At 60.5% G+C, this 22,099-nt stretch carries 19 protein-coding genes; 7 read left to right on the top strand and 12 right to left on the bottom strand.

Translation table 11 applies throughout. From position 1 onward, the window contains the following. Positions 1-13: 13 nt before the first annotated feature. Genes V6P94_RS24145 through V6P94_RS24120 form a run of 6 tightly spaced genes read right to left on the bottom strand, consistent with a single transcriptional unit; the run spans position 14 to position 6,992 of the window. Positions 14-1,720 carry an ABC transporter ATP-binding protein gene (locus V6P94_RS24145; protein WP_338648833.1) on the bottom strand — a complete coding sequence of 569 codons (1,707 nt, stop codon included), beginning with the start codon at positions 1,718-1,720 and terminating at the stop codon, positions 14-16. Continuing rightward, positions 1,717-2,595 carry an ABC transporter permease gene (locus tag V6P94_RS24140; RefSeq protein WP_219262395.1) on the bottom strand — a complete coding sequence of 293 codons (879 nt, stop codon included), beginning with the start codon at positions 2,593-2,595 and terminating at the stop codon, positions 1,717-1,719. Before V6P94_RS24140 ends, V6P94_RS24145 begins: the two co-directional genes overlap by 4 nt. Before the next feature lie 14 nt (positions 2,596-2,609). Next, a complete protein-coding gene (locus V6P94_RS24135; RefSeq protein ID WP_133078864.1) occupies positions 2,610-3,596 on the bottom strand; it encodes an ABC transporter permease in 987 nt (328 codons plus the stop codon). After that, entirely contained in the window at positions 3,589-5,217 is a 1,629-nt protein-coding gene (locus V6P94_RS24130) for an ABC transporter substrate-binding protein (protein WP_338648832.1), read from the bottom strand. The genes V6P94_RS24135 and V6P94_RS24130 overlap by 8 nt, the downstream gene beginning before the upstream one ends. 20 nt (positions 5,218-5,237) lie before the next feature. Continuing rightward, positions 5,238-6,377, bottom strand: coding sequence for an LLM class flavin-dependent oxidoreductase (locus V6P94_RS24125; RefSeq protein ID WP_338648831.1), 1,140 nt, complete (start codon positions 6,375-6,377; stop codon positions 5,238-5,240). 36 nt (positions 6,378-6,413) lie between these two features. Further along, a complete protein-coding gene (locus V6P94_RS24120; protein WP_326427400.1) occupies positions 6,414-6,992 on the bottom strand; it encodes an XRE family transcriptional regulator in 579 nt (192 codons plus the stop codon). Between the two features lie 281 nt (positions 6,993-7,273). Between V6P94_RS24120 and V6P94_RS24115 the strand changes: the two genes are divergently transcribed. After that, positions 7,274-8,296: an aldo/keto reductase gene (locus tag V6P94_RS24115; protein ID WP_219262400.1), complete on the top strand. Its 1,023-nt coding sequence runs from the start codon at positions 7,274-7,276 to the stop codon at positions 8,294-8,296. A 141-nt stretch (positions 8,297-8,437) separates the two neighbouring features. Here the strand turns inward: V6P94_RS24115 and V6P94_RS24110 are convergent, their stop codons facing one another. From V6P94_RS24110 to V6P94_RS24095, 4 genes are all read right to left on the bottom strand, one after another. Continuing rightward, positions 8,438-8,986, bottom strand: a complete 549-nt coding sequence (locus tag V6P94_RS24110; RefSeq protein WP_046810696.1) for a cupin domain-containing protein — start codon at positions 8,984-8,986, stop codon at positions 8,438-8,440. Between the two features lie 208 nt (positions 8,987-9,194). Next, complete coding sequence (locus V6P94_RS24105) at positions 9,195-10,478, bottom strand: FAD-binding oxidoreductase (RefSeq protein WP_338648830.1); 1,284 nt, start codon at positions 10,476-10,478, stop codon at positions 9,195-9,197. A 52-nt stretch (positions 10,479-10,530) separates the two neighbouring features. Then, entirely contained in the window at positions 10,531-12,021 is a 1,491-nt protein-coding gene (locus V6P94_RS24100; protein WP_338648829.1) for an aldehyde dehydrogenase, read from the bottom strand. A gap of 181 nt (positions 12,022-12,202) precedes the next feature. Continuing rightward, positions 12,203-13,579 (bottom strand): glutamine synthetase family protein, encoded by a 1,377-nt coding sequence (locus V6P94_RS24095; RefSeq protein WP_019827394.1) that lies wholly within the window; start codon positions 13,577-13,579, stop codon positions 12,203-12,205. A 278-nt stretch (positions 13,580-13,857) separates the two neighbouring features. On the opposite strand from V6P94_RS24095, the gene V6P94_RS24090 reads away from it, so the two are divergent. From V6P94_RS24090 to V6P94_RS24075, 4 genes are all read left to right on the top strand, one after another. Beyond that, complete coding sequence (locus V6P94_RS24090) at positions 13,858-14,619, top strand: gamma-glutamyl-gamma-aminobutyrate hydrolase family protein (RefSeq protein ID WP_338648827.1); 762 nt, start codon at positions 13,858-13,860, stop codon at positions 14,617-14,619. Positions 14,620-14,834: 215 nt separating this feature from the next. Continuing rightward, positions 14,835-15,977 (top strand): ABC transporter ATP-binding protein, encoded by a 1,143-nt coding sequence (locus V6P94_RS24085; RefSeq protein ID WP_133078326.1) that lies wholly within the window; start codon positions 14,835-14,837, stop codon positions 15,975-15,977. After that, a complete protein-coding gene (locus tag V6P94_RS24080) occupies positions 15,974-16,894 on the top strand; it encodes an ABC transporter permease subunit (RefSeq protein WP_133078325.1) in 921 nt (306 codons plus the stop codon). Before V6P94_RS24085 ends, V6P94_RS24080 begins: the two co-directional genes overlap by 4 nt. Continuing rightward, a complete protein-coding gene (locus V6P94_RS24075) occupies positions 16,891-17,781 on the top strand; it encodes an ABC transporter permease subunit (protein WP_219262403.1) in 891 nt (296 codons plus the stop codon). The genes V6P94_RS24080 and V6P94_RS24075 overlap by 4 nt, the downstream gene beginning before the upstream one ends. Positions 17,782-17,858: 77 nt before the next feature. Here V6P94_RS24075 and V6P94_RS24070 read toward each other — a convergent pair whose 3' ends face one another. Then, positions 17,859-18,641: a helix-turn-helix transcriptional regulator gene (locus tag V6P94_RS24070; RefSeq protein WP_338648826.1), complete on the bottom strand. Its 783-nt coding sequence runs from the start codon at positions 18,639-18,641 to the stop codon at positions 17,859-17,861. Between the two features lie 119 nt (positions 18,642-18,760). Between V6P94_RS24070 and V6P94_RS24065 the strand changes: the two genes are divergently transcribed. After that, positions 18,761-19,696, top strand: a complete 936-nt coding sequence (locus V6P94_RS24065; protein WP_219262405.1) for an EamA family transporter — start codon at positions 18,761-18,763, stop codon at positions 19,694-19,696. Here the strand turns inward: V6P94_RS24065 and V6P94_RS24060 are convergent. Next, complete coding sequence (locus V6P94_RS24060; protein ID WP_133078321.1) at positions 19,617-20,180, bottom strand: Rrf2 family transcriptional regulator; 564 nt, start codon at positions 20,178-20,180, stop codon at positions 19,617-19,619. The genes V6P94_RS24065 and V6P94_RS24060 overlap by 80 nt on opposite strands. Positions 20,181-20,382: 202 nt before the next feature. On the opposite strand from V6P94_RS24060, the gene V6P94_RS24055 reads away from it, so the two are divergent. After that, positions 20,383-21,585, top strand: coding sequence for an NAD(P)/FAD-dependent oxidoreductase (locus V6P94_RS24055; RefSeq protein WP_338648825.1), 1,203 nt, complete (start codon positions 20,383-20,385; stop codon positions 21,583-21,585). Positions 21,586-22,099 lie beyond the last annotated feature (514 nt).

Below are 22,099 nucleotides of genomic sequence, written 5' to 3'. Positions count from 1 at the left end.
ATGCTCCTTGGAATTACCAGCCAACAGCAAAGCGCAGGCCGGATACAGGCAGGGGTGGGGGGCTCGGCGCCGCAGCGCCCGGTATCGCCGCCAACAGGCGACGGGTGTAAGGGTGCCGGGGTGAGTGCCAGAGGGTGTGCGGGGTGGCTTGCTCGACAATCTGCCCTTGTTCCATCACCAGGATCCGGTCGGCGAAATAGCGCACCACCGACAGGTCGTGGGAGATAAACAGGTAGGACAGGCTCAGTTCTTCGCGCAGTTCCACCAGCAGGTTGAGAATCTGGGCCTGGGTCGAGACATCCAGTGCCGACACCGGCTCGTCGCAGATCACCAGCCGGGGTTTGAGGATCAGCGCCCGGGCGATGCCGATGCGCTGGCGCTGGCCACCGGAGAACTGATGGGGCAGACGCGCCAGACTGCTGCGCGCAAGACCGACGGCGTCGAGCATTGCCAGACGTGCCTGTTGGCGCTGCCCCGGGTCGTTCTGTCCGTGCAGGCGCTGCACGCGGTCGAGAATGGTCTCCACGCTGTGGCGCGGATTGAGCGCGGCATAGGGGTCCTGGAAAATCATTTGCACCTGGCGTCGCCAGCCCAGCAACTCCTCACCGGCGAGGCTGGCGATGTCGCGCCCGTCGAACTCGACAGTGCCGCTGCGTGCAGGCAGCAAACGCAGCAGGGTGCGGCTGAGGGTCGACTTGCCGCAGCCCGATTCGCCGACCAGTCCCACGCTCTCGCGCTCGCCCACTTCCAGACTGATGCGGTTGAGTACAGTGCTGTCGCCGTAGCCGGTGGTCAGGTCGCTGACCTTGAGCAGCGCCGGGTTGCCGGCGGGTGCCCGTGGCTTGCGCCCCGGCCCGTAGTGGCTGCTGTTGACGCTGTAGCGCGTGGCCTGGCCGGGCTGGCGCTCGATGTTGATTTCGGCCAGGCGGTTGTTCAGGTAGTGCTGGTCATGTTCCGCTCCCAGCGAAGCCTGAAGCAGGCCGCGGCTGTAGGGGTGTTGCGGGCGATCGATCAGGGCACGGGTCGGCTGGCTCTCCAGCGCGTGACCGTCGTGCATCACGATCACCCGGTCGGCGTGCTGGCCAACCACTCCCAGGTCATGGGTGATCAACAGCAGCCCCATGCCCAGTTCGCCGCGCAAACGGGCGAGCAATTCGAGAATCCGCGCCTGCACGCTCACATCCAGCGCGGTGGTCGGCTCGTCGGCGATCAACAGGCGCGGCTGGCAGGCAATCGCCATGGCGATCACCACCCGCTGGCGCTGACCGCCAGACAAATGTTGCGGGTACTCGTGCAGGTGGGCTGCGGGGCGGGGCAGTTGCACCAGCGCGAACAGTTCTTCGGCGCGTTTCCAGGCCTGGCGACGGGTGAGGTCGGTGTGCGCCAGCAGGCTTTCGGCCACCTGTTCGCCCAGGGTCAATACCGGGTTGAGGCTGGACAGCGGGTCCTGGAAAATCATCCCCAGCGCGTTGCCTTGCAACTGGCGCATCTGCCGGGGCGCGATGCTCAGCAGGTCCTGGCCTTCAAACAAGACCTGGCCGCCCAGCCGGGCGTTGTCCGGCAGCAGGCCCATCAGCGCCAGGGCCGTGGTGGATTTGCCGCAGCCGGATTCACCCACCAGTGCCAGGGTCTCGCCTGCCTGCAACGTGAAGCTCAGGTCTTTTACCGCATCGGCGTTGTCGTAGCTCACGCGCAAACCGCGTACGTCCAGAAGGCTCATGGGATATACCGTCGCAGGCGAGGGTTGAGGGCGTCGTTGAGACCGTCGCCCAGAAGGTTGAGGGCCAGCACCACGAAGATGATTGCCAGCCCCGGCAGGGCGGTCAGGTACCAGCCGCTGGCGATCTGTTCACGACCGCTGCCGAGCATGGCGCCCCAACTGGCTTGATTCGGGTCGCTCATGCCCAGAAAGGCCAGTCCGGCTTCCACCAGAATCGCCTGGGCGATCAGGATCGAGGTGGTGACCACCAGTGGCGCAAGGGCGTTGGGCAGGATTTCGCGCAGGATGATCGAGCTGTTGCTGAAGCCCAGGCTGCGGGCGGCGGTGACGAAGTCGGCTTCGCGCAGGGTACGGAATTCGGCGCGCACCAGCCGTGCGACCGTTGGCCATGAGGAGATGCCGATCGCCAGCGCGATGATCCCAAGTGTCGGGTTGCCGATGGCCACGATGACGATCACCAGCAAAAACGACGGCACGGTCTGGAACACTTCGCAGATGCGCATCAGCACATCCCCCAGCTTGCCGCCGTGGTAGCCGGCCAAGGCACCGACCAGCCCGCCGATCAATACGCTGATGAGGGTGGCGCTGGCGGCAATCAATAAGGAGCCCCGGGCGCCGTGGGCGATGCCGGCAGCCACGTCGCGGCCCAGTGAGTCGCTGCCCAGAACGTAGCCCGGGTCGTCGCCGGGCCAGAGCATCGGCATGGCCACCATGTCCAGCGGATCACCGGGATAGAGCGTTCCGGCCAACAGCGCCAGGGTGAGTACCAGCGCCAGCATCGTCGCGCCGATCAGTGCCGAAGGGTTACGCAACAGGGCCGTCCAGACGCTTTCGCTGTAGCCGGTCGGGGCGCTTTGCAGCACGGCAGTGGTCATGGGGCAGCTCCTTTTCAGTCGGCCTGGATACGGGGGTCGAGCCAGGCTTGCAGCAGGTCAACGGCGATGTTGATCACCACGACCAGCATCGATGACAGCAGCAGGATGCCCAGCAGCAGGTTGTAGTCGCGGGACATCACCGCCTCCAGGGTGAGGCGGCCCAGGCCCGGCCAGCCGAACAGGGTTTCGGTGACGGCCGCGCCACCGAGCAGGGCGGCAAAATGCAGCCCGGCCAGGGTCGATACGGGCAGCAGGGCATTGCGCAGCACGTGCCGCGACACCACTCGCCAGGGCGCGAGCCCCTTGGCGCGAGCGGTGCGCACATAGTCCTGGCGTTGCACTTCAAGCATCGCGGCGCGGGTCAGTCGGGCATACAGGGCGATATAAAACGTGGCCAGGGCCAGTACGGGCAGCACGGCGTGTTGCAGCCGGTCGAGCAGCCAGGCCGGGCCATTGAGGTTCAGGCCCAGGGTCTGGAAACCGTTGCTGGGCAGCCAGCCCAGTTTGACCGAGAACAGCAACACCGCCATGAGGCCGATCCAGAATCCCGGCGTGGAGTAGAGCAGCAACACCGCCAGTGACAACACGCGGTCAGGCCAGCGCCCGACCCAGGTCGCCATGACGGTTCCGGCAGCAATCCCGATGGCCAGTGCCAGCCCCAGTGCGCCGACCATCAGCAGCAGGGTGTTGGGCAGTCGGTCCAGCACCAGTTGGCTGACCGGCAGGTTGAAGCGTGGCGACAGGCCCAGGTCCAGATGGGCCAGTTGGCCGAGGTAGCGCTGCAGTTGGTCCACCAGGCTCAAGTCCAGGCCGAAATGGCTGCGCCACTGGATCAGCGTCTCGGCGCTGGCGCCCCCGGATTCACCGGCCAGCACGTCTACCGCGTCGCCGGGGATCAGCCGCAGCAGCAGAAAATTAAGTACCAGGATGCCGATCACGGTGGGGATGGCTTGCCACAAGGTGCGCCTCGACAGGCGCCACATTCTGCGCCGTTCAAGCATGCTCGCCACCTGCGGCGGCCAGGCTGATATTGGTCAGGCTGCTGTCCAGGCCGTTGGCGTCGTCTTCGAAGCCGCTGACCCGCGTGTTGTAGACCGAGACCTGTTGCTGCATCACCAGGGTGATGGAAGGCACTTCTTCGATCACGATTTTCTGGAATGCCTTGAACAGATCGCCGCGTTTTTGCTCGTCGGTCTCCACGGCGGCGCTTTCCAGCAGGCGGTCCACCTCGGGGTTGTTGTAGTGGGTGCCGTTGGAGAAGGGCACGCCCTTGCGAAAGTTCTTCGACCAGTACAGGCGTTGAACACCGACGGTGGGGTCGTACAGGGTGCCCATGCCGACCACCGCGAAATCAAAGTCGCGGTCGGTGTAGATCCGCTTGATGTAGGTGGGGAAGTCCTGGGCGCGCAGCTTCACTTCGATGCCAATGCGTGCCAGTGCGCTGCGCACATAGGTGGCGGTGCGGCTGTAGCTGTCGCCATAGGGCAGCGGGTCGAGGGTCAGGCTGAAACGCCAGGGGCCTTTTTTCTCTAGCCCCGCCTTGTCCAGCAGCGCGTTGGCAGCCTCTGTGTCGAAGGGGTACGGGTTGGGGCCTTCGTAGACGTAGTTGGCAAAGCTTTTGGGAATGGGCGAATAGCTGGCTTCGGCGTAGCCGTAGTACACCACTTTGCGGATGACTTCGCGGTCCAGGGCATGGGCAATCGCCTGGCGGACTTCGAGGCGTGACAGCAGCGGGTGGTCAAGGTTGAACTCAAGAATGGTCGGGGTAATGGTGTAGCGGTAGCCCCGGGTTGTGGCCTTCAATCGGCCAGATTTGGTCAGACGGTCAAGCTCGCTGAGGGGCACCGGACTTTGCCCGCCGGCATCCAGCGTGCCGTTTTCGAACGCGGCCATGCGGGCGGCGCCGTCCGGGATGACTTTGAGGATCAGGGTGTCGACCACGGTTGCCGCCGGATCCCAGTACTGCGGGTTGCGTTCGTATTCGATAAAGCTGCCACGTTCCCAGCGTTTGAAGCGGAAGGGGCCGGTGCCCACCGGGGCATTGTTGTGCAGGTTGCTCAATGGGTCGCCCGAGGCATACAGGTGCTTGGGCACGATGGGCGTTTCACCTCCGGCAAAGCCGCGAACCAGGTACGGCGCAGGCTTGCTCAAGTGGACGATGGCGGTGTGGTCGTCGGGGGTGTCGACTCGCTCAAGGTTGGCGAAGGTGCTGGAGCCTCGGGGGTGGAAGCGCTTGATCAGGTCCAGGGAGAAGGCCACGTCAGCCGAGGTGAAGGGCTCGCCGTCATGCCACTTGACCCCTTCGCGCAGGGTGAAGCGGTAGCTCAGGCCATCGGGTGCAGCCTCCCAGGCGGTCGCCAGTGCAGGGCGGGCGTTGAGGTTTTCGTCATAGGTGAGCAAGCCCTCCAGCACCTTGCTGCTGGCCGTGACACTGGTGCCCGCTGTGGTATTGAACGAACTCAGCGACGGTGGTTCGGGGTTGATCAACAGGTTGAACACCCGCCGCCCGCTGACGGCTTCGCCCGTCGCGTCGGCCAGGGCTGAGGGCAGGAACGGAATGCTGGCGCCGAGTGCGGACAGGGCAGACAGGCCAACAACAAATTGACGACGGGTAAAGGGCATGGCGGTCATCCTGGGGTGGGTTAGCGGCGTAAGCCGGCCTGGCGCAAAAGCGGCAAAACGCGCTCGCCAAACTGTTCAAGGTCGGGGGCGAAATCGAAGAAACTCAGTTGCAGGCCGTCGATACCGGCCTCTTTCAGGCGGATGATGTCGCGCACCACGGTCTCGGGGCTGCCGACCAGCTGGATATTGCCGCCCACGTAACGCTCTGCCGGTTGGTGGCCGCGCCAGGCATGGGCATCGCTGGCTTCGCGGGCATGACCCTCCAGCGCACCGGGGTCGCCTGCGGCGGTGATGGCGGCGTGGACCTCCCAGGCTTCGGCATCGCTGTCGCGGCAAATCACCAGCGGGTTGATCAGGGTGCGCACCTGACGGCCATAGCCGTGGGCAGCGTGTTTGATCCGCTGCAAATGCTCGGGCAGCTTGTCCAGCGCGCTTTCGATTTCGGCACTGCCGGGGCTGGTGGTAAACACGATGTCGGAGTGGCGGGCGGCAAAGTCGATGCCTGCGGGTGAGCCGGTGGCGTTGACCAGTACCGGGCGGCCAAAGGACGGTTTGACGCTGACATAGGCCTCTTCGAGTTTGTAATGATCGCCGCTGAAATCGACGTTTTCCTGGCTGTGCCACAGCTCCTGCACCACGCGGATAAATTCGTCGGCCTGGCGGTAACGCTGATCATGCTCGATGGGCGCCTGCCCAAAGCGCCTGTGCTCGCAGTGGCGATGGCCAGTGACCAGGTTCAGGCCCCAGCGGCCTTTGCTGATGTGATCCAGGGTGGCGCCGAACTTGGCCAGATGCAGCGGATGCCAGGGGCCGTAGAGCACGTGCAGGGTGGAAATCAGCAAGATCCGCTCTGTCACCGACGCCAGTGCCGCCTGGGTGATGAAGGCATCCAGGGACTCGTCGTGGTAGCGGATATCGCCACCGTAGCCGCCCTTGCCCAGCCATTCGGCCAGGGCGAACACCAGATCGAAGCCCAGCGCTTCGGCGCGCAGGGTCAACTGGCGGTTGTAGTCGAAGGTCCAGGTGGTGCTGCGAGGCAGCGCCGATGGGCTCCAGCCGCCCGATTGCACAGGCAGGAACAGGCCCAGAAACAGCGGTTGCTCGAAGGCGCGGGACAGCGGGCTTTCAGGGAAATCCAGTGGGGATAGCTGACGTGACAAGGCGAAGGCTCCAGGCAGTGGGTAGGCAAAAGCGGTCTATTCCTGCACTTGCGCAGGGCTGGTCACCAGATAGGCGACGGCTTCGCTGTCTCTCGGGTTGTGGCAGGTGTGGGGCTGTTCGGTGCTGAACAGGATTGAGTCGCCAGTGTTCAGGACGATGAGTTCGTCATTGAGGGTCAGCTCTAAAGTGCCTTGGGCGACCACCAGGTTTATTTGCTCGCTGTGGGGGTAGCCGGGCAGAGTTTTCCTGGCCTGGGGGCTCAGGCGCAGCTCATGGAACGCCACCGCCGGTTCACCGTGCTCGGGGGGCAAGGCGCGGCGGATAACGGTGCCGGGGTCGAGAAATTCGGCGATCGACACCTGAAGCGCGCCTGCCACCTTGCACAGCACTTTGACCGAGGGAAAACTGCTGCCTGCTTCTATCTGCGCGATCATCGCCCGCCTCACGCCGCTGGCATGGGCCAGCCCTTCCAGGGTCAGCTGGCGCTTGTCGCGCAGGCGCCGCAGGTTGAGGCTGATACGTTTGGCGATAGGGTCGTCGCCCTGTTGATCGCGCTCGGGCAGGCTGAAGGGAACACTGCCGCTGCTGTCGAGAAAGCCGGTTGGGATATTCATGGGCGCGAACCTGCAGCGGGAGTGAGTGCAGGTGAATAGTCAGGGCCATGGGGGCGACGGCTCATGATGATTCCTTTTCATGCGGTCCGAAAAGTCATGAGATTACCGAGGGTTTTTTAGATCCATAAATAATTAATTAAGCCGTTTAAATGCCATTTATGTATAAGCGAAATCCTGGCAAAACGGCTCTATGGTTATGCTTCGTTGGGCGTTGACCGCTTCAGCCCCGCTGACTACTGTTTGCGCCACTTGATTTCACGATCACCACGCAGGGAGTCATCATGAGCGACATTCAGTACCGCAACCTGGGCCGCAACGGTGTGAAGGTTTCGCCCATCACCCTGGGCACCATGATGTTCGGCGGGCAGACCCCGGACGACGTCGCCCGGCGTATCACCGACCGCGCGTTTGAGCAGGGCATCAACTCCATCGACACCGCCAATGGCTACAACGGGGGGGCTTCGGAAGAGGTGGTCGGTCGCTTGATCGGCGAGCGCCGTCAGCAATGGGTGCTGGCGACCAAGTTCGTCAATCCCGACCCGGGCGGTAGCGGGCCGAACAACAGTGGCGCCTCGCGCCAGAACGTCATCGCTTCGGCCGAAGCCAGCCTCAAGCGTCTGAACACCGACTATATCGACCTGTTTTACCTGCACCGCGAAGACCATGACACGCCGGTGGACGAAACGCTTCGAGCCCTTGATGACTTGATCCGGGCGGGCAAGATTCGCGGTTACGGGCTGTCCAACCACCGGGGCTGGAAGCTGGCCGAATTCAGCCGCAGCGCTGACCTGCTGGGCATCCAGCGGCCGAGCGTGAGCCAGCCGCTGTACAACCTGGCCAACCGCCAGATCGAAGTCGAGCACCTGCCTGCGGCCGAGCATTACGGCATTGGCGTGATCTCTTACAGCCCGTTGGCCCGTGGCGTGCTGACGGGCAAATACGACCCTGATCAGGCGCCGGGCCAGGACACCCGCGCCGGGCGTAACGACCCGCGCCTGCAGCAGACCGAGTGGCGCCCCGAGTCTCTGAACCTGGCCCAGCGCATACGTGAATACGCCGAGGGGCAAGGCATCACTGCAGGCCAGTTCGCCCTTTCATGGGTGCTGAACAACGCCCTGATCACCTCGGCCATTGCCGGTCCGCGTACCGAACAGCAATGGGAAGACTACGTACCGGCGCTGAACTACAGGTTCACTGCGCAGGACGAAGCGTTTATCAATGATCTGGTGGTGACGGGGCACTCATCGACACCGGGCTACAACGACCCGAGCCATCCATTTTTTGGGCGCCGGTCGCGGGTGTAAATGAGCGACCGCGTCGCCTGCATCGCAGGCAAGCCAGCTCCTGCAGGTCCTGTGTTGAACACAAATGCTGGAGTTTCTGTGGGAGCGGGCTTGCTCGCGATGGAATCACCGCGAGTTACCTGGCAGACGGGGTCGTCAGGATCAGAAGTTGGCCGGTGTGTTGGCGCTGATGATCTCTGCCTCATCCGCGCCAATATTGCGAAAACGGTGGGGCAGGGTGGTCGGGAAGTAATAGCCGTCCCCGGCATTCAATATGCTGATTTGCCCGTCCACGGTGAGTTCTACCGTGCCGCGGGCAACCAGCCCGCATTCTTCCCCTTCAGCGTGCACGATCGGCTCTTCCCCGGAGCTTGCGCCCGGCGCGTATTGCTCGCGCAATAACCGCATTTGCCGACCCGGCACCGAAGCGCCTATCAGCAGCAAGCGCAAGCCATCACGCCCCAGGTCCGGCTGTTCATTGGCGCGGAAGACGTATTGGTGTTCGCGGGGGGGCTGGTCGAAGGTGAAAAAGTCGGCCAGAGACATGGGGATGCCTTCCAGCAACTTTTTAAGGGAGCTGACAGAAGGACTGACGCGATTCTGTTCGATCAGGGAAATGGTGGCATTGGTGACGCCGCTACGCCGGGCCAGCTCGCGCTGGGACATTTTGTAGCTTTCGCGTACTAATTTGAGTCGTGAGCCCGTGTCCATGACAGCCTTATGTGAGAACTACTTAAGGGTGATGGGGGAGATGGCGGTCGACGGATGCTGCAAATCGCACCGTACCCCTGTCCCAGAAACGTGAAAGGCGACTATTAAATCACGTTTGTTCGTGTTGCTCAGCAGGTTCGGTAAATAGCGCAGGCCAACCCTGATTGCCGGAGTGGGAGCGGGCAAGCCCGCTCCCACTGGGGCGCAGCTAGATCCCGAAACGGTCGCGCATTGCGTAGTACGCAGCGCCCATGGCAGTCAGCGGGACCTGGAAGGTCCGGCCACCGAGCATGGGCATGTGCGGCAACGAGGCAAACGCATCGAAACGCTCGGCGTCGCCGCGGATCATTTCAGAAATCAGTTTGCCCGCCAGGTGCGAGCAGGTGACGCCGTGACCGCTGTAGCCTTGCATGTAGTAGGCGTTTTTCTCGATACGCCCGAATTGCGGCATGCGTGACATGGTCAGCAGGAAGTTGCCGGTCCAGCGGTAATCGATCTTCACGTCCTTCAATTGCGGGAAGGTCTTGAGGATTTTCGGCCTGATCAGTTGCTCGATGTCGTCCGGCTCGCGGGCACCGTAGACCACACCGCCGCCGTACAACAGGCGGTTGTCGGCCGTCAGGCGGTAGTAGTCGAGCAGGTAGTTGCAGTCTTCAACACAGTAGTTGTGGGTGATCAGGCTACGGGCGACGTTTTCCGCCAGCGGCTCTGTCACGACAATTTGCGAACCGCAGGGCATGCTTTTGCTGGTCACGCGACTGTCCAGGTTCTGCGGCAGGTAGGCGTTGCCCGCGATCAGCAGGTACTTGGCCCGAACCACCCCTTTGGCGGTGCGCACGGTGATCGGCTCGCCGTAAGTGATTTCCACGGCAGCCGACTGCTCGAAGATCTTGCCGCCCAGGCCGATGATTGCCGACGCTTCGCCGAGTGCCAGGTTCAGCGGGTGGATGTGTCCGCCCTGCATATCCAGCAGGCCGCCCACGTAGTTGTCGCAACCCACTTCACGCTTGATGTCGTGTGCATCGAGCAGTGTCAGATTTTGGTTGCCGTAGCGTTCCCAGCTGTTTTTTTGCTCGGTCAGGCCTTTGAGCTGCTTTTTGTTCAGCGCCGCAAAGATCCCGCCGGGACGGTAATCGCACTGGATGTCGTAGTGCTGGATGCGCTGACGGATGATGTCGGCGCCTTCAAAAATCATGCTGCCAAGCACTTCGGCAGTCTTGTCGCCGTAGCGAGCTTCGATGACGTCCACGTCGCGGCTGTAGGAGTTGACCAGTTGACCGCCGTTGCGACCGCTGGCCCCGAAGCCGACTTTGGCGGCTTCGAGCACGGTGACGCTGTAGCCTGCCTCGGCGAGGAACAGGGCTGAAGACAGGCCGGTGTAGCCCGCGCCGATCACGCAGACATCGCATTCCACCAGCTCTTCAAGCGTCGGGAAGTCGCCCGTGTGGTTGCGGGTCGCGGCGTAGTAGCTGTTGATGTGTGTCTGTTTCATAAGTTTCTCCGATGGCTGTCGACACGTGCTGGCGACAGCCGTCGCAAAGGTGTCAGAGCTTGATCCAGGTGGCCTTGAGCTCGGTGTATTTGTCGAACGCATGCAGGGATTTGTCCCGACCGTTACCCGACTGCTTGAACCCGCCAAACGGCGCAGTCATGTCGCCGCCGTCGTACTGGTTGACCCATACGCTGCCGGCGCGCAAACCGCGAGCAAAGGTGTGGGCCTTGCTCAGGTTGCTGGTCCATACGCCTGCGGCCAGGCCGTAGATGCAGTCATTGGCTATCGCCAGCGCTTCTTGCTCGGTGTCGAAGGTGATAAGCGACAGCACCGAACCGAAGATCTCTTCACGGGCGATGGTCATGGCGTTGGTCACACCGTCGAAGATGGCCGGTTCCACGTACAGGCCCCCGGTGTCTTCGAGGGTACGATTGCCGCCTGTGAGCAGGCGTGCGCCCTGGTCCTTGCCGATCTGGATGTAGCGCAGGACCGCTTCCATTTGGCGCTGATCGACGACGGCACCCACGGTGGTTGCCGGGTCCAGGGCATGGCCCGGTTTCCAGGCTTGCATGGCCTGGACCAGCAGGGGAATGAACTGCTCGCGAATCGAGCGTTCCACCAGCAGGCGCGAACCTGCGGTGCAGACTTCGCCCTGGTTAAAGGCAATGGCGCTGGCGGCTGCTTGCGCGGCGGCGGGCAAATCCGGCGCGTCGGCAAACACCACGTTAGGGCTCTTGCCGCCCGCCTCGAGCCACACCCGCTTCATGTTGCTCTGGCCCGAGTAGATCAGGAGTTGCTTGGCAATGGCTGTCGAGCCGGTGAAGGCCAGGACGTCGACATCCATGTGCAACGCAAGCGCTTTGCCGACGGTGTGCCCGAAGCCCGGCAGGACGTTGAACACCCCTTTCGGGATACCGGCGTCCAGTGCCAGTTGCGCGATGCGGATCGCCGTCAGTGGCGATTTCTCCGAAGGCTTGAGGATGAACGAGTTGCCTGCCGCCAAGGCCGGGGCGAACTTCCAGCTGGCCATGATCAGCGGGAAATTCCACGGCACGATGGCTGCCACAACACCAGCAGGTTCACGGGTGATGAGGCCCAGTTGATCGTGGGGGGTAGGCGCGACTTCGTCGTAGATTTTGTCGATGGCTTCGGCGTTCCAGCGAATCGCGTTGGCGGTCGCCGGGATATCGATGGTCATGGAGTCGCTGATGGGCTTGCCCATGTCCAGGGTTTCCAGCAGCGCCAGTTCTTCCTGGTTTGCCAGAATCAAATCGGAAAAACGAATCAGGATGCGCTTGCGCTCAGCCGGGGCGAGCCTGGCCCAGACGCCGGATTCAAACGCCTTGCGAGCAACGATCACCGCCGCATTGGCGTCGGCTTCGTCGGTGCTGGCGACGTTCGCCAGAAAGCGACCGTCCACCGGGCTCATGCATTCGAAGGTTTCGCCGCTGAGTGCCGGACGGTATTGACCATCAATGAATGCCCGGCCTTCTAGTGTCAAAGACTGAAAGCGTTGCTCCCAGTCACTGCGAGTGTTTGCCATTGGAGTGACTCGATGCAGGGGAAAAGGGGTCGCCGGACGTGCAGGCGACCCATTTACGAGTGGAGAAAACACAGGCGCCGGGGAGGGGGCTTGCCCGCGCAAGCGGTGTGTCAGGCGACATCCATGCTGGATGTGCCGACGACATCGCGGGCAGGCTCGGGTCCCACAGCGGATTGGTCCATCACACGGTGTGCAAGTACCAGTTGTACTCAAGGTCCGAGATGGAGTTCTCGAACTCGGCGAGTTCGCTTTCCTTGCAGGCGACGAATACGTCGATGTACAGCGGGTCGATGTACTTGGCCATAACTTCGCTGTCGTCCAGTTCGCGCAAAGCGTCACGCAGGTTGTTCGGCAGGCTCTGTTCGTTTTGCTCGTAGCTGTTGCCTTCTACCGGTGGGCCTGGCTCGATTTCGTTGGTCAGGCCGTGGTGAATACCGGCCAGTACAGAGGCCATCAACAGATACGGGTTGGCATCGGCGCCGGCGACGCGGTGTTCGATGCGCACGGAATCGGCAGAACCGGTTGGCACACGCACTGCCACGGTGCGGTTATCGATGCCCCAGCTTGGCGAGTTCGGTACATAGAACTGTGCACCGAAACGGCGGTATGAGTTGACGTTCGGGCAAAGGAAGGCCATTTGCGCGGGCAGGGTCTCCAGCACACCGCCGATCGCGTGTCGCAATGGGGCGTTCTGCTCGGGATCCTCGCTGGCGAAGATGTTGTTGCCTTCTTTGTCGAGAATCGAAATGTGTACGTGCAGCCCGTTGCCCGCCTGGCCCGGATACGGCTTGGCCATGAAGGTGGTGTCCATCTCATGGTCGTAGGCGATGTTTTTCACCAGACGCTTGAGCAGTACCGCGTAGTCGCAGGCCTTGATGGGGTCGGACACGTGATGCAGGTTGACTTCGAACTGGGCCGGGGCACTTTCCTTGACGATGGCGTCAGCCGGAATGCCTTGCTCTTTAGCGCCTTCAAGAATGTCTTGCAGGCAGTCAACGTACTCGTCCAGGTCGTCGATCAAATACACCTGGGTCGACATTGGACGCTTGCCTGACACCGGCGACCGTGGCGATTGCGGGCGGCCGTTCACGTTGTCCTGGTCGATCAGGTAGAACTCGAGTTCAAAGGCTGCACAAATCGTCAGGCCCATGTCATCGAACTTGGAGACGACCTGACGCAGCACTTCCCGCGGGTCAGCGAAGAACGGCTGGCCTTCCAGTTCGTGCATGGTCATTAACAGTTGTGCCGTCGGACGTTTCTGCCACGGCTCGATGCACAGGGTGTTGGGGATGGGGTAGCAGATCCGGTCCGAGTCACCGATATCCAGACCCAGGCCGGTGCTTTCCACCGTAGAGCCGTTGATATCGAGTGCAAATAAGGAGGCGGGCAGGTTGATGCCTTTCTCGTAAACCTTGTGAAGACTGGTGCGCTCGATGCGCTTGCCGCGCACCACGCCGTTCATATCCGCAATGAGAAGGTCGACGTACAAAACCTCAGGATATTTCTTAAGGAATGCGTTCGCTTCATTGAGCTGAACTGCGCGCAGGGGAACCGACATGATGCACCTATTATGTTAATTATTATGTTCACTGCCCTTTCACGAGCTCAGTCAATCCGAAAGGTTTAGTGAAGTCAATAGCGAACACCCTGTCTTAAATCGTTATTTTTTAGGTCGGATGAGGGCTTTTTGGTCTCTGATAAGCCATTTCGAGCCTGAGAAGGCCGATGGTTTGCCTTGAAGTGTTTTAGATTTTTTACATTGGAGTTGTTAATTAAAATCAACAAGACTAAGCTCCGGAAAAGCTCGTTCAAGTGTGAAACTTCGAGGTGATAAAAATGGCACTCAAGCCATTGATCGGCGTTACTGCATGCGTCAAACAGATTGGCCTGCACCCTTACCACGTCAGCGGCGACAAGTACTTGCGTGCTGTCAGCGTCGCGTCTCTGGGGTTGCCGGTGATCATTCCTTCCCTGGGGCAACTGACCGAAACAGATGAGCTGCTCGCCCATCTGGATGGTGTGTTGTTCACGGGTTCGCCTTCGAATGTGGAGCCATTCCACTATCAAGGTGCCCCCAGCACGCCGGGCACGGATCACGATCCGGCGCGTGACGCCACGACCCTTCCTCTGTTGCGTGCGGCCATTGCTGCGGGCGTTCCGGTGCTCGGCATTTGCCGGGGTTTCCAGGAAATGAACGTGGCATTCGGTGGCAGCCTGCACCAGAAAGTCCACGAGCTCCCCGGCTTTCTCGATCACCGCGAAGCGGATCACCCGGACCTGGCCGTGCAGTACGCACCGGCTCATGACGTCGAGGTGCAGCCGGGTGGTGTCTTCGACGCGCTGGGTTTGCCTCGCACGTTCCAGGTCAATTCGATTCACAGCCAGGGCATTGATCGCCTGGCCCCCGGGCTTCGTGCCGAAGCCGTTGCACCGGACGGTCTGGTCGAGGCGGTTTCTGTCGAGTTCAGCCAGGCTTTTGCCGTGGGTGTGCAATGGCATCCGGAATGGCAGGTTCAGAACAATCCCGTCTACTTGAGTATTTTCCAGGCGTTTGGCGATGCATGCCGGCAACGAGCATCTCTTCGTGATTCACGCTGACTGACGGTTTTCATCTTCGCTTATGGATTGGGCTGTCTGCGTAAGCAGGTGGGCGTTTCTTTGCGTGTCAGTCCCGCACGGCAACACACCGCGATAACAACAAGTACAACCAGGCAACCGCAAATGCGGCGCCGAATGAGCCCGTTCGCTGCGGGTTATCCACTACTAAGTCGGGCCGCGTTGGCCTGGCGACTGAAACCTGTTGGGAGTTTCATATGGCAAACGCCTCCAGTACCTATAGGAAGGCTCTTGAAGGTCACCAGGCACCGAAGAAAGTGTTGGTAAAAGTCGACCGTGTTACCAAGAAGTTCGACGAAACCATCGCTGTTGACGATGTGTCCCTGGAGATCCATCAAGGTGAAATCTTCGCCCTGCTCGGAGGCTCCGGCTCCGGAAAGTCGACCCTCCTGCGCATGCTGGCAGGCTTTGAGCGCCCAACAGAGGGCCGTATTTTCCTCGACGGTGTAGACATCACTGACATGCCGCCCTACGAGCGGCCGATCAATATGATGTTTCAGTCATACGCGCTGTTCCCGCACATGACGGTGGCGCAGAACATCGCCTTTGGCTTGAAGCAGGACCGCTTGTCCGCCAGTGACATTGAGGCCCGCGTTGAGGAAATGCTGCGACTGGTGCACATGACCCAGTACGCCAAACGCAAGCCGCACCAATTGTCCGGTGGTCAGCGTCAGCGCGTGGCCCTGGCCCGTTCGCTGGCCAAGCGCCCGAAACTGCTGCTGCTCGATGAGCCGATGGGCGCGCTGGACAAAAAACTGCGCTCGCAGATGCAACTGGAACTGGTGGAGATCATCGAGCGGGTTGGCGTGACCTGTGTGATGGTGACCCATGACCAGGAAGAAGCCATGACCATGGCTGAGCGTATCGCCATCATGCACCTGGGCTGGATTGCTCAAATCGGTAGCCCGGTCGACATCTATGAAGCGCCTGTCAGTCGGATGGTGTGCGAATTCATCGGCAACGTGAACTCCTTTGACGGTTCGGTCATTGATGACGAGGAGGGCTACGCGATCATCCACAGCCCGGAACTGGATCAAAAGATCTACGTGGGCCACGGCGTGACGACGTCCCTGCAGGACAAATCGATTACCTACGCCATCCGCCCGGAAAAAATGCTGGTCAGCACCCTCAAGCCCGAGTCGGCCTACAACTGGTCCCACGGCAAGGTGCATGACATCGCCTACCTGGGTGGTCACTCGGTGTTTTATGTGGAACTGCCCGGGGGCAAGATCGTCCAGTCGTTCATGGCCAACGCCGAACGCCGTGGCGCGCGCCCTACCTGGGACGACGCGGTCTACGTGTGGTGGGAAGACGACAGCGGCGTGGTACTGCGCTCATGAACATGCGAAAACTCAAGCGCCGACTGCAACGAATAACCCCCGGTGGCCGTCAGTTGGTCATCGGGATTCCATTCCTGTGGCTGTTTTTGTTCTTCATGCTGCCGTTCTTCATTGTGTTGAAGATCAGCTTTGCCGAAGCCGACGTCGCCATTCCGCCCTACACCGAGATCTATGGTTACGTTGACCAGAAAATCCAGCTGCTGCTGAACCTGAGCAACTACTCCATGCTGGGTGACGACGAGCTGTACATCGCCGCCTACCTGGGCTCGCTGAAGATGGCCTTTTTCAGCACCCTGTTGTGCCTGCTGATTGGTTATCCGATGGCCTATGCCATCGCCAATGCGCGCAAAGAGATGCAGACCGTGCTGGTGCTGCTGATCATGATGCCGACCTGGACCGCGATCCTGATCCGGGTGTATGCCTGGATGGGCATCCTCAGCAACAACGGCCTGCTCAATGGTTTCCTGATGTCGATGGGCTGGATCAGCGAACCGCTGCAGATCCTCAACACCAACATCGCGGTGTACATCGGCATTGTGTATTCGTACCTGCCGTTCATGATCCTGCCGCTGTACGCCAACCTTGTGAAACACGACACCAGCCTGCTGGAAGCCGCGTCTGACCTGGGTTCGAGCACGTTCAACAGCTTCTGGAAAATCACGGTCCCGTTATCGAAAAACGGCATCATCGCCGGCTGCATGCTGGTGTTTATCCCGGTGGTAGGCGAGTTCGTGATTCCGGAACTGCTCGGCGGCCCGGAAACCCTGATGATCGGTAAAGTGTTGTGGCAGGAATTCTTCAACAACCGTGACTGGCCCGTAGCGTCCGCGCTGGCTGTCGTCATGCTGGCGATCCTGATCGTGCCCATCATTCTGTTCAACCGCAGCCAGGCTAAAGAGCTGGAGGGCAAGATATGAATCGCATCCGTTTTTCTAGTTTTATGTTGGTCGCGGGGTTGGTGTTCATCTACCTGCCGATGCTGATCCTGGTGATCTACTCGTTCAACGCCTCCAAGCTGGTCACGGTGTGGGGCGGCTGGTCGCTGAAGTGGTATGTGGGCCTGCTGGACAACACGCAACTGATGGGCTCGGTGATGCGCTCGCTGGAGATTGCCTGTTACACGGCGATTGCAGCCGTCGCGCTGGGCACCCTGGCGGCGTTCGTACTGACCCGAATCTCGCACTTCAAGGGCCGTACGCTGTTTGGCGGCCTGGTGACGGCGCCGCTGGTGATGCCTGAAGTGATCACCGGTCTGTCGCTGTTGCTGCTGTTCGTGGCCATGGCGCAGATGATCGGCTGGCCGCAGGAGCGTGGCCTGGTCACTATCTGGATCGCCCACACCACATTCTGTTCGGCCTATGTGGCGGTGGTGGTGTCGTCACGTCTGCGCGAGCTGGACATGTCGATCGAAGAGGCGGCGATGGACCTGGGTGCTAAGCCGTGGAAGGTGTTCTTTCTGATCACCATCCCGATGATCGCGCCGTCACTGGCTGCCGGGGGCATGATGTCTTTTGCCCTGTCGCTGGACGATCTGGTACTGGCCAGCTTCGTGTCGGGTCCGGGTTCCACGACCTTGCCGATGGAAGTGTTCTCGGCGGTGCGCCTGGGAGTCAAACCCGAGATCAACGCTGTGGCCAGCCTGATCCTGCTGGCGGTGTCGCTGATGACCTTCATGGTGTGGTTCTTCGGCCGTCGTGCTGAAGAGCATCGTAAAAAGGCTATCCAGCAAGCCATCGATGAGTCGGCGGCAGAGTCCTGGAAGCAGCCTGACGTGCGTGGCGGGCAGTCGACAAGCGCGGCTTAAGCTCGCGTCATAAACAACCTCGGCCCTTGTGAAGGGGCCGAGGTTTTTTATGGGTATTAGCTTTGGCCGTGACCGGTTCAAGGCAGTCCTTTCGGAAAATACCGGCTGGGTGCCGCGCCCAGCACTCTGCGAAACACACTGGTAAAGGCGCTCGGGCTGCTATAGCCCAGGTCAGTCGCCACTCGCGTAATGGCTTCGCCGTTACCCAGGCGCACCACGGCTGCCAACAGGCATGCTTGCTGACGCCATTCGACAAAGCTGATTCCGGTTTGCTGGCGAAATAGCCGGGTGAAGGTGCGGCGGCTCATGCCGACCTGGCGGGCCATCTCATCAATCCCGATATCCAGTGACGGTTGTTCCAGCAACGTACGACAGGCCTGTGCCAGCCTTGGCTCACCCGGCAACGGTGCATTGAGTGACAGGGGCGGCATGCCGGCTATTTCGTGAAGCAGCAACCCCATCACAAGACCCTCCCGACGGGTCTCGTCATACAGCGCCGGGATATCCACGGCCTGGATCAGCAGCTGGTGGAGCAGGGGCGAGATACCGAAGACCTGGCACTGTGCGGGCAGGCCAAGCCGGATGCAGGCGGGACTGCGGATATAAGTGTTCAGCATGGTCACCGGCCCGGCCATGCTCATTTCGTGAGGCACCCCCGCTGGAACCCAGATAGCCCTTTGCGGGGGCACGACCCAATTGCCCTGGTCGGTAAATACGGTGATGACACCGCTGGCGGCATAGGCAAATTGCCCGCGACGATGGGTGTGCAGCGCAAAGTTCTGGCCGTCTGCATAGTTATTGGCCGTGACCACTGCGTCACGGGGGATGTTCTCGTAGGTATCGATGTCAGTTTCGCGCATGGCCCGAATTTAATGATCTATGACCTGATAGTGCAAGCGGGCCTTGGTAGCAAGTGTTCATAGTGACGCCTCGGTTGGTGCGCACGCTCGCCAGCCCTGCCTACTGGAAGCAGAACGCTATGCAAAAGAAACACGTGGCCCTGGCCGTCATGGTGACGGCCGTCTGGGGGTTTAATTTCCCCATTACCAAATTGGGCCTGGCTGCCATTGATCCGTTGTTGCTGACTGCGCTCAGATTTACCCTCGCGGCGTTGCCGTGGGTGTTTTTTATCAAGCGTCCCCCGATAGCCCTGCAGTGGCTGGCGGCTTATGGACTGATTTTTGGTGTTGCGATGTGGGCGCTGATCAACGTGGGCATCGAATTGGGAGTCCCGCCCGGAACTGCTGCCCTGTTGGTTCAGTTCAGTGCTTTTTTCACGCTGGGCTGGGGGGTGTTGCTGTTTCGCGAGCATCTGAGCCTGGGCCAGATGCTGGGGGTAGGGCTTGCGGTGCTGGGTCTGGTCAGCATTATTCTCGCCAGTCCCGGCCACGGCACGACCGTGGGCTATGGCTTGTTGCTGATCAGTGCATTCAGCTGGAGTGTGGGCAACGTCATCATCAAGCAGTCCAGGGTACGGGAGATGTTCGCCTTTGTGGTCTGGGCCAGCGTGTTTCCGCCGATTCCCTTGCTGCTGCTCACCTGGCTGGCCCACGGGTCTGCGCCGTTTACCGCATTGGTCGAACACGTTGAGTGGGTAGCGGTGTTCTCGCTTTTGTTTCAGGTCTACGCAGCGACGCATTTCTGCTACTGGGGCTGGAATTTATTGCTGCGCGAATACCCGGTGTCCAAGGTGGCGCCGCTGTCCTTGCTGATTCCGGTATTCGGGGTCGCAGGGTCGGTGCTGATGCTTGGACACTCGGTGGATTTCAGTGAGGGGGTATCGATTGTGCTGATTTTGTCGGCGCTTGCGGTGGGGTTTGTAAAAGGGCCGGGGCTTAGTCCGAGATGTCAGTTACCGGGATGGCCTGGTCGTCAGAAGGCTGCGCGGCGCTTTTCTTCTCTCGACGATCGTTGATCCATTTGCCGACCTGTGCCGGGAACTCGGCGGGGGATTTTCGGCCGACCTTTCGGGCAAGATCAAGAATGGTTTGTTGAGCCAGGGCCTCTTCCATGCGCTTTTGTGCCGTCATCATCGCCGCGTGAACCGAACAGTGGCCGTCCAGCGCCCAGGCAGGCGGCGAGCCTTCGAAGAGTGCGCAGCGGCCACGAATTTCCCGGCAATCGAAAATAAGCTTCTGGCCGTCGATAGCGTTGACGATATCGAGAATGCTGATTTCGTCAGCAGGCCTGGCCAGCTTGAATCCGCCGCGCACGCCTTCGGTGGCCACGACCAGTCTGGACTTGGCCAGCTTGGTGAAAATCTTTGCCAGGTAGTCCTGAGGTACGCCTTGCAACTCTGCAAGATCACGCACGCTCGCCTCACGGCTTTCGCCGCCATCACCTACCAAAAAAAGCAGGCAGTGAATGCCGTACTCAACGCCCGCGCTGTAAAGAGACATCAGTATCTCCGACTGAATTAGTCGCATATTTTAGCAGCGATCAGTCAGGCGAGCAACGCTACTTGGGCGTGACAGCAGGGTCATGGGCCACAAATAAAGATTGCTCTCTGTAACTACGACTAATATAGTCGCCTTTATTGGGGTTCGGTGGTGATCGTCATTCGGGGTTGCTTTGCTCGGGCTTCTCATCAGGGGATAAAAAATGAAACAGCAGATTCTGATTATTGGCGCAGGCTTCGGTGGCATGTGGACCGCTTTGAGTGCAACGCGGTTGTTCGACATTCATGGCCACGACGAGGTTGAAGTGACCGTATTGGCCCCTCAGGCCGAGCTGCGCATACGCCCGCGTTTTTACGAGCCGGACGCGCACCAGCTGTTCGCACCGATTGACGAATTGTTCGATGCAGTAGGTGTAACGTTCATCAAGGGTGCTGCAGAGACCATCGACGCCCAGCAAAAAACGGTCGGTTACATCGATGCCGCCGGTACGAAACAAGTACTCAGCTACGACAAACTTGTTCTGGCCACTGGCAGCCGGCTTGCGATCCCCGAGACCCAAGGCGTGGCGCAACACGCTTTCGATGTGGACCAGATCGAGCAAGCCGTGCGCCTGGAAAATCACCTCAAGTCACTGGCAGACCTTCCAGAAAGCCGTGGCCGCAACACAGTGGTCGTGGCGGGTGGCGGTTTTACCGGCATTGAAACAGCGACCGAAATGCCAGCTCGCCTGCGGGCCATACTGGGTGATCACGCCGACGTTGAAGTGATCATCGTGGACCGTGGTGAAAAAGTCGGGGCGTCAATGGGGGCTGAAATCAGCCAGTCGATTGCCGAGGCCAGCGATGAACTGGGAGTGACATGGCGCTTGAAATCGTCGGTGGTGGCCGTTGATGAACAGGGCGTGACTCTTGGAGATGGCCAGCGAATCGACGCGAAGACCGTGGTCTGGACCACGGGTGTGCGGGCTTGCTCGCTGACAGCGCAGATCCCGGGAGAGCGTGATTCCCTTGGGCGTCTGCATGTGGATGCCCACCTTAAAGTCATTGGCCAGAAAGACATCTTTGCCACCGGTGATGTTGCCTACGCCGCAACCGATGACCTGGGCAATCATGCACTGATGACATGTCAGCACGCCATTGTTTTGGGGCGTCACGCAGGCAACAACGTTGCGGCCCAGATCCTGGGCGTGGCACCGATTGCGTACAGCCAGCCCAAGTACGTCACGTGCCTGGACCTGGGAGGCTGGGGTGCGGTCTACACCGAAGGCTGGGATCGCCAGGTCAAGCTGACCCGGGAGGAAGGCAAATCGTTGAAGACCCAGATCAACACCGTGTGGATCTACCCGCCAGCCGCAAACCGTGACGCGGCGTGGGCGGCGGCGGATCCATTGATTCCGATTGCCTGAGGTGGCCTGGGTGTAGAGCCCGGGATTTGCTGAATTTCAGGCACAAAAAAAGACGTCCTTGGACGTCTTTTTTTGTGGATTTGGTGGGCCGGGGTAATCTGAATTCATATTCTATCCTATTGATTGTTATCGCTAACTTTCTTTTTTTATTTTGATTGGAATACCAATTGGAATACCTCACGAGGTAGCCATGCTCTGGCCCGTCGCTTGTAATCGATTTTATACCCTTGCTGCTCATCTATGATCAGGTGTGAACTTCCAGCCGCTGTCGGGACACAGGTTACGCTTGATAAGAGGCTGAAGGAGGGGACTGGCAGAAACCGGCCAACTTCTGCCGGGCACGGCCACCCAGTTTGCTAGTCAAATTCAGTGCAAACGACTGGTCAAGTCGAATGCAAATGAGTGGGCAAGTGCATTGCCAACGCGTGGCCAGGTTGGGTGCAGTTACCCATCCCGTACTGATAATCGTCTTACCCTGCTCGAATCGAGAACCGCTCCGGACTATTTAGTACGT

The sequence above is a fragment of the Pseudomonas sp. ML2-2023-3 genome (genome assembly GCF_037055275.1).
Lineage (GTDB): Bacteria > Pseudomonadota > Gammaproteobacteria > Pseudomonadales > Pseudomonadaceae > Aquipseudomonas.
The sequence above is the reverse complement of the archived record's forward strand: the minus strand, read 5'-3'. Positions and strand labels throughout refer to the sequence as shown.

Excerpts from the sequence above, each read along its gene's own strand:
- V6P94_RS24100 (WP_338648829.1), bottom strand. The coding sequence starts at position 12,021 with ATGGCAAACACTCGCAGTGACTGGGAGCAACGCTTTCAGTCTTTGACA.
- V6P94_RS24090 (WP_338648827.1), top strand. The coding sequence starts at position 13,858 with ATGGCACTCAAGCCATTGATCGGCGTTACTGCATGCGTCAAACAGATT.
- V6P94_RS24130 (WP_338648832.1), bottom strand. The coding sequence starts at position 5,217 with ATGCCCTTTACCCGTCGTCAATTTGTTGTTGGCCTGTCTGCCCTGTCC.
- V6P94_RS24135 (WP_133078864.1), bottom strand. The coding sequence starts at position 3,596 with ATGCTTGAACGGCGCAGAATGTGGCGCCTGTCGAGGCGCACCTTGTGG.
- V6P94_RS24095 (WP_019827394.1), bottom strand. The coding sequence starts at position 13,579 with ATGTCGGTTCCCCTGCGCGCAGTTCAGCTCAATGAAGCGAACGCATTC.
- V6P94_RS24070 (WP_338648826.1), bottom strand. The coding sequence starts at position 18,641 with ATGCGCGAAACTGACATCGATACCTACGAGAACATCCCCCGTGACGCA.
- V6P94_RS24080 (WP_133078325.1), top strand. The coding sequence starts at position 15,974 with ATGAACATGCGAAAACTCAAGCGCCGACTGCAACGAATAACCCCCGGT.
- V6P94_RS24110 (WP_046810696.1), bottom strand. The coding sequence starts at position 8,986 with ATGGACACGGGCTCACGACTCAAATTAGTACGCGAAAGCTACAAAATG.
- V6P94_RS24140 (WP_219262395.1), bottom strand. The coding sequence starts at position 2,595 with ATGACCACTGCCGTGCTGCAAAGCGCCCCGACCGGCTACAGCGAAAGC.
- V6P94_RS24085 (WP_133078326.1), top strand. The coding sequence starts at position 14,835 with ATGGCAAACGCCTCCAGTACCTATAGGAAGGCTCTTGAAGGTCACCAG.
- V6P94_RS24115 (WP_219262400.1), top strand. The coding sequence starts at position 7,274 with ATGAGCGACATTCAGTACCGCAACCTGGGCCGCAACGGTGTGAAGGTT.
- V6P94_RS24055 (WP_338648825.1), top strand. The coding sequence starts at position 20,383 with ATGAAACAGCAGATTCTGATTATTGGCGCAGGCTTCGGTGGCATGTGG.
- V6P94_RS24120 (WP_326427400.1), bottom strand. The coding sequence starts at position 6,992 with ATGAATATCCCAACCGGCTTTCTCGACAGCAGCGGCAGTGTTCCCTTC.
- V6P94_RS24105 (WP_338648830.1), bottom strand. The coding sequence starts at position 10,478 with ATGAAACAGACACACATCAACAGCTACTACGCCGCGACCCGCAACCAC.
- V6P94_RS24075 (WP_219262403.1), top strand. The coding sequence starts at position 16,891 with ATGAATCGCATCCGTTTTTCTAGTTTTATGTTGGTCGCGGGGTTGGTG.
- V6P94_RS24060 (WP_133078321.1), bottom strand. The coding sequence starts at position 20,180 with ATGTCTCTTTACAGCGCGGGCGTTGAGTACGGCATTCACTGCCTGCTT.
- V6P94_RS24065 (WP_219262405.1), top strand. The coding sequence starts at position 18,761 with ATGCAAAAGAAACACGTGGCCCTGGCCGTCATGGTGACGGCCGTCTGG.
- V6P94_RS24145 (WP_338648833.1), bottom strand. The coding sequence starts at position 1,720 with ATGAGCCTTCTGGACGTACGCGGTTTGCGCGTGAGCTACGACAACGCC.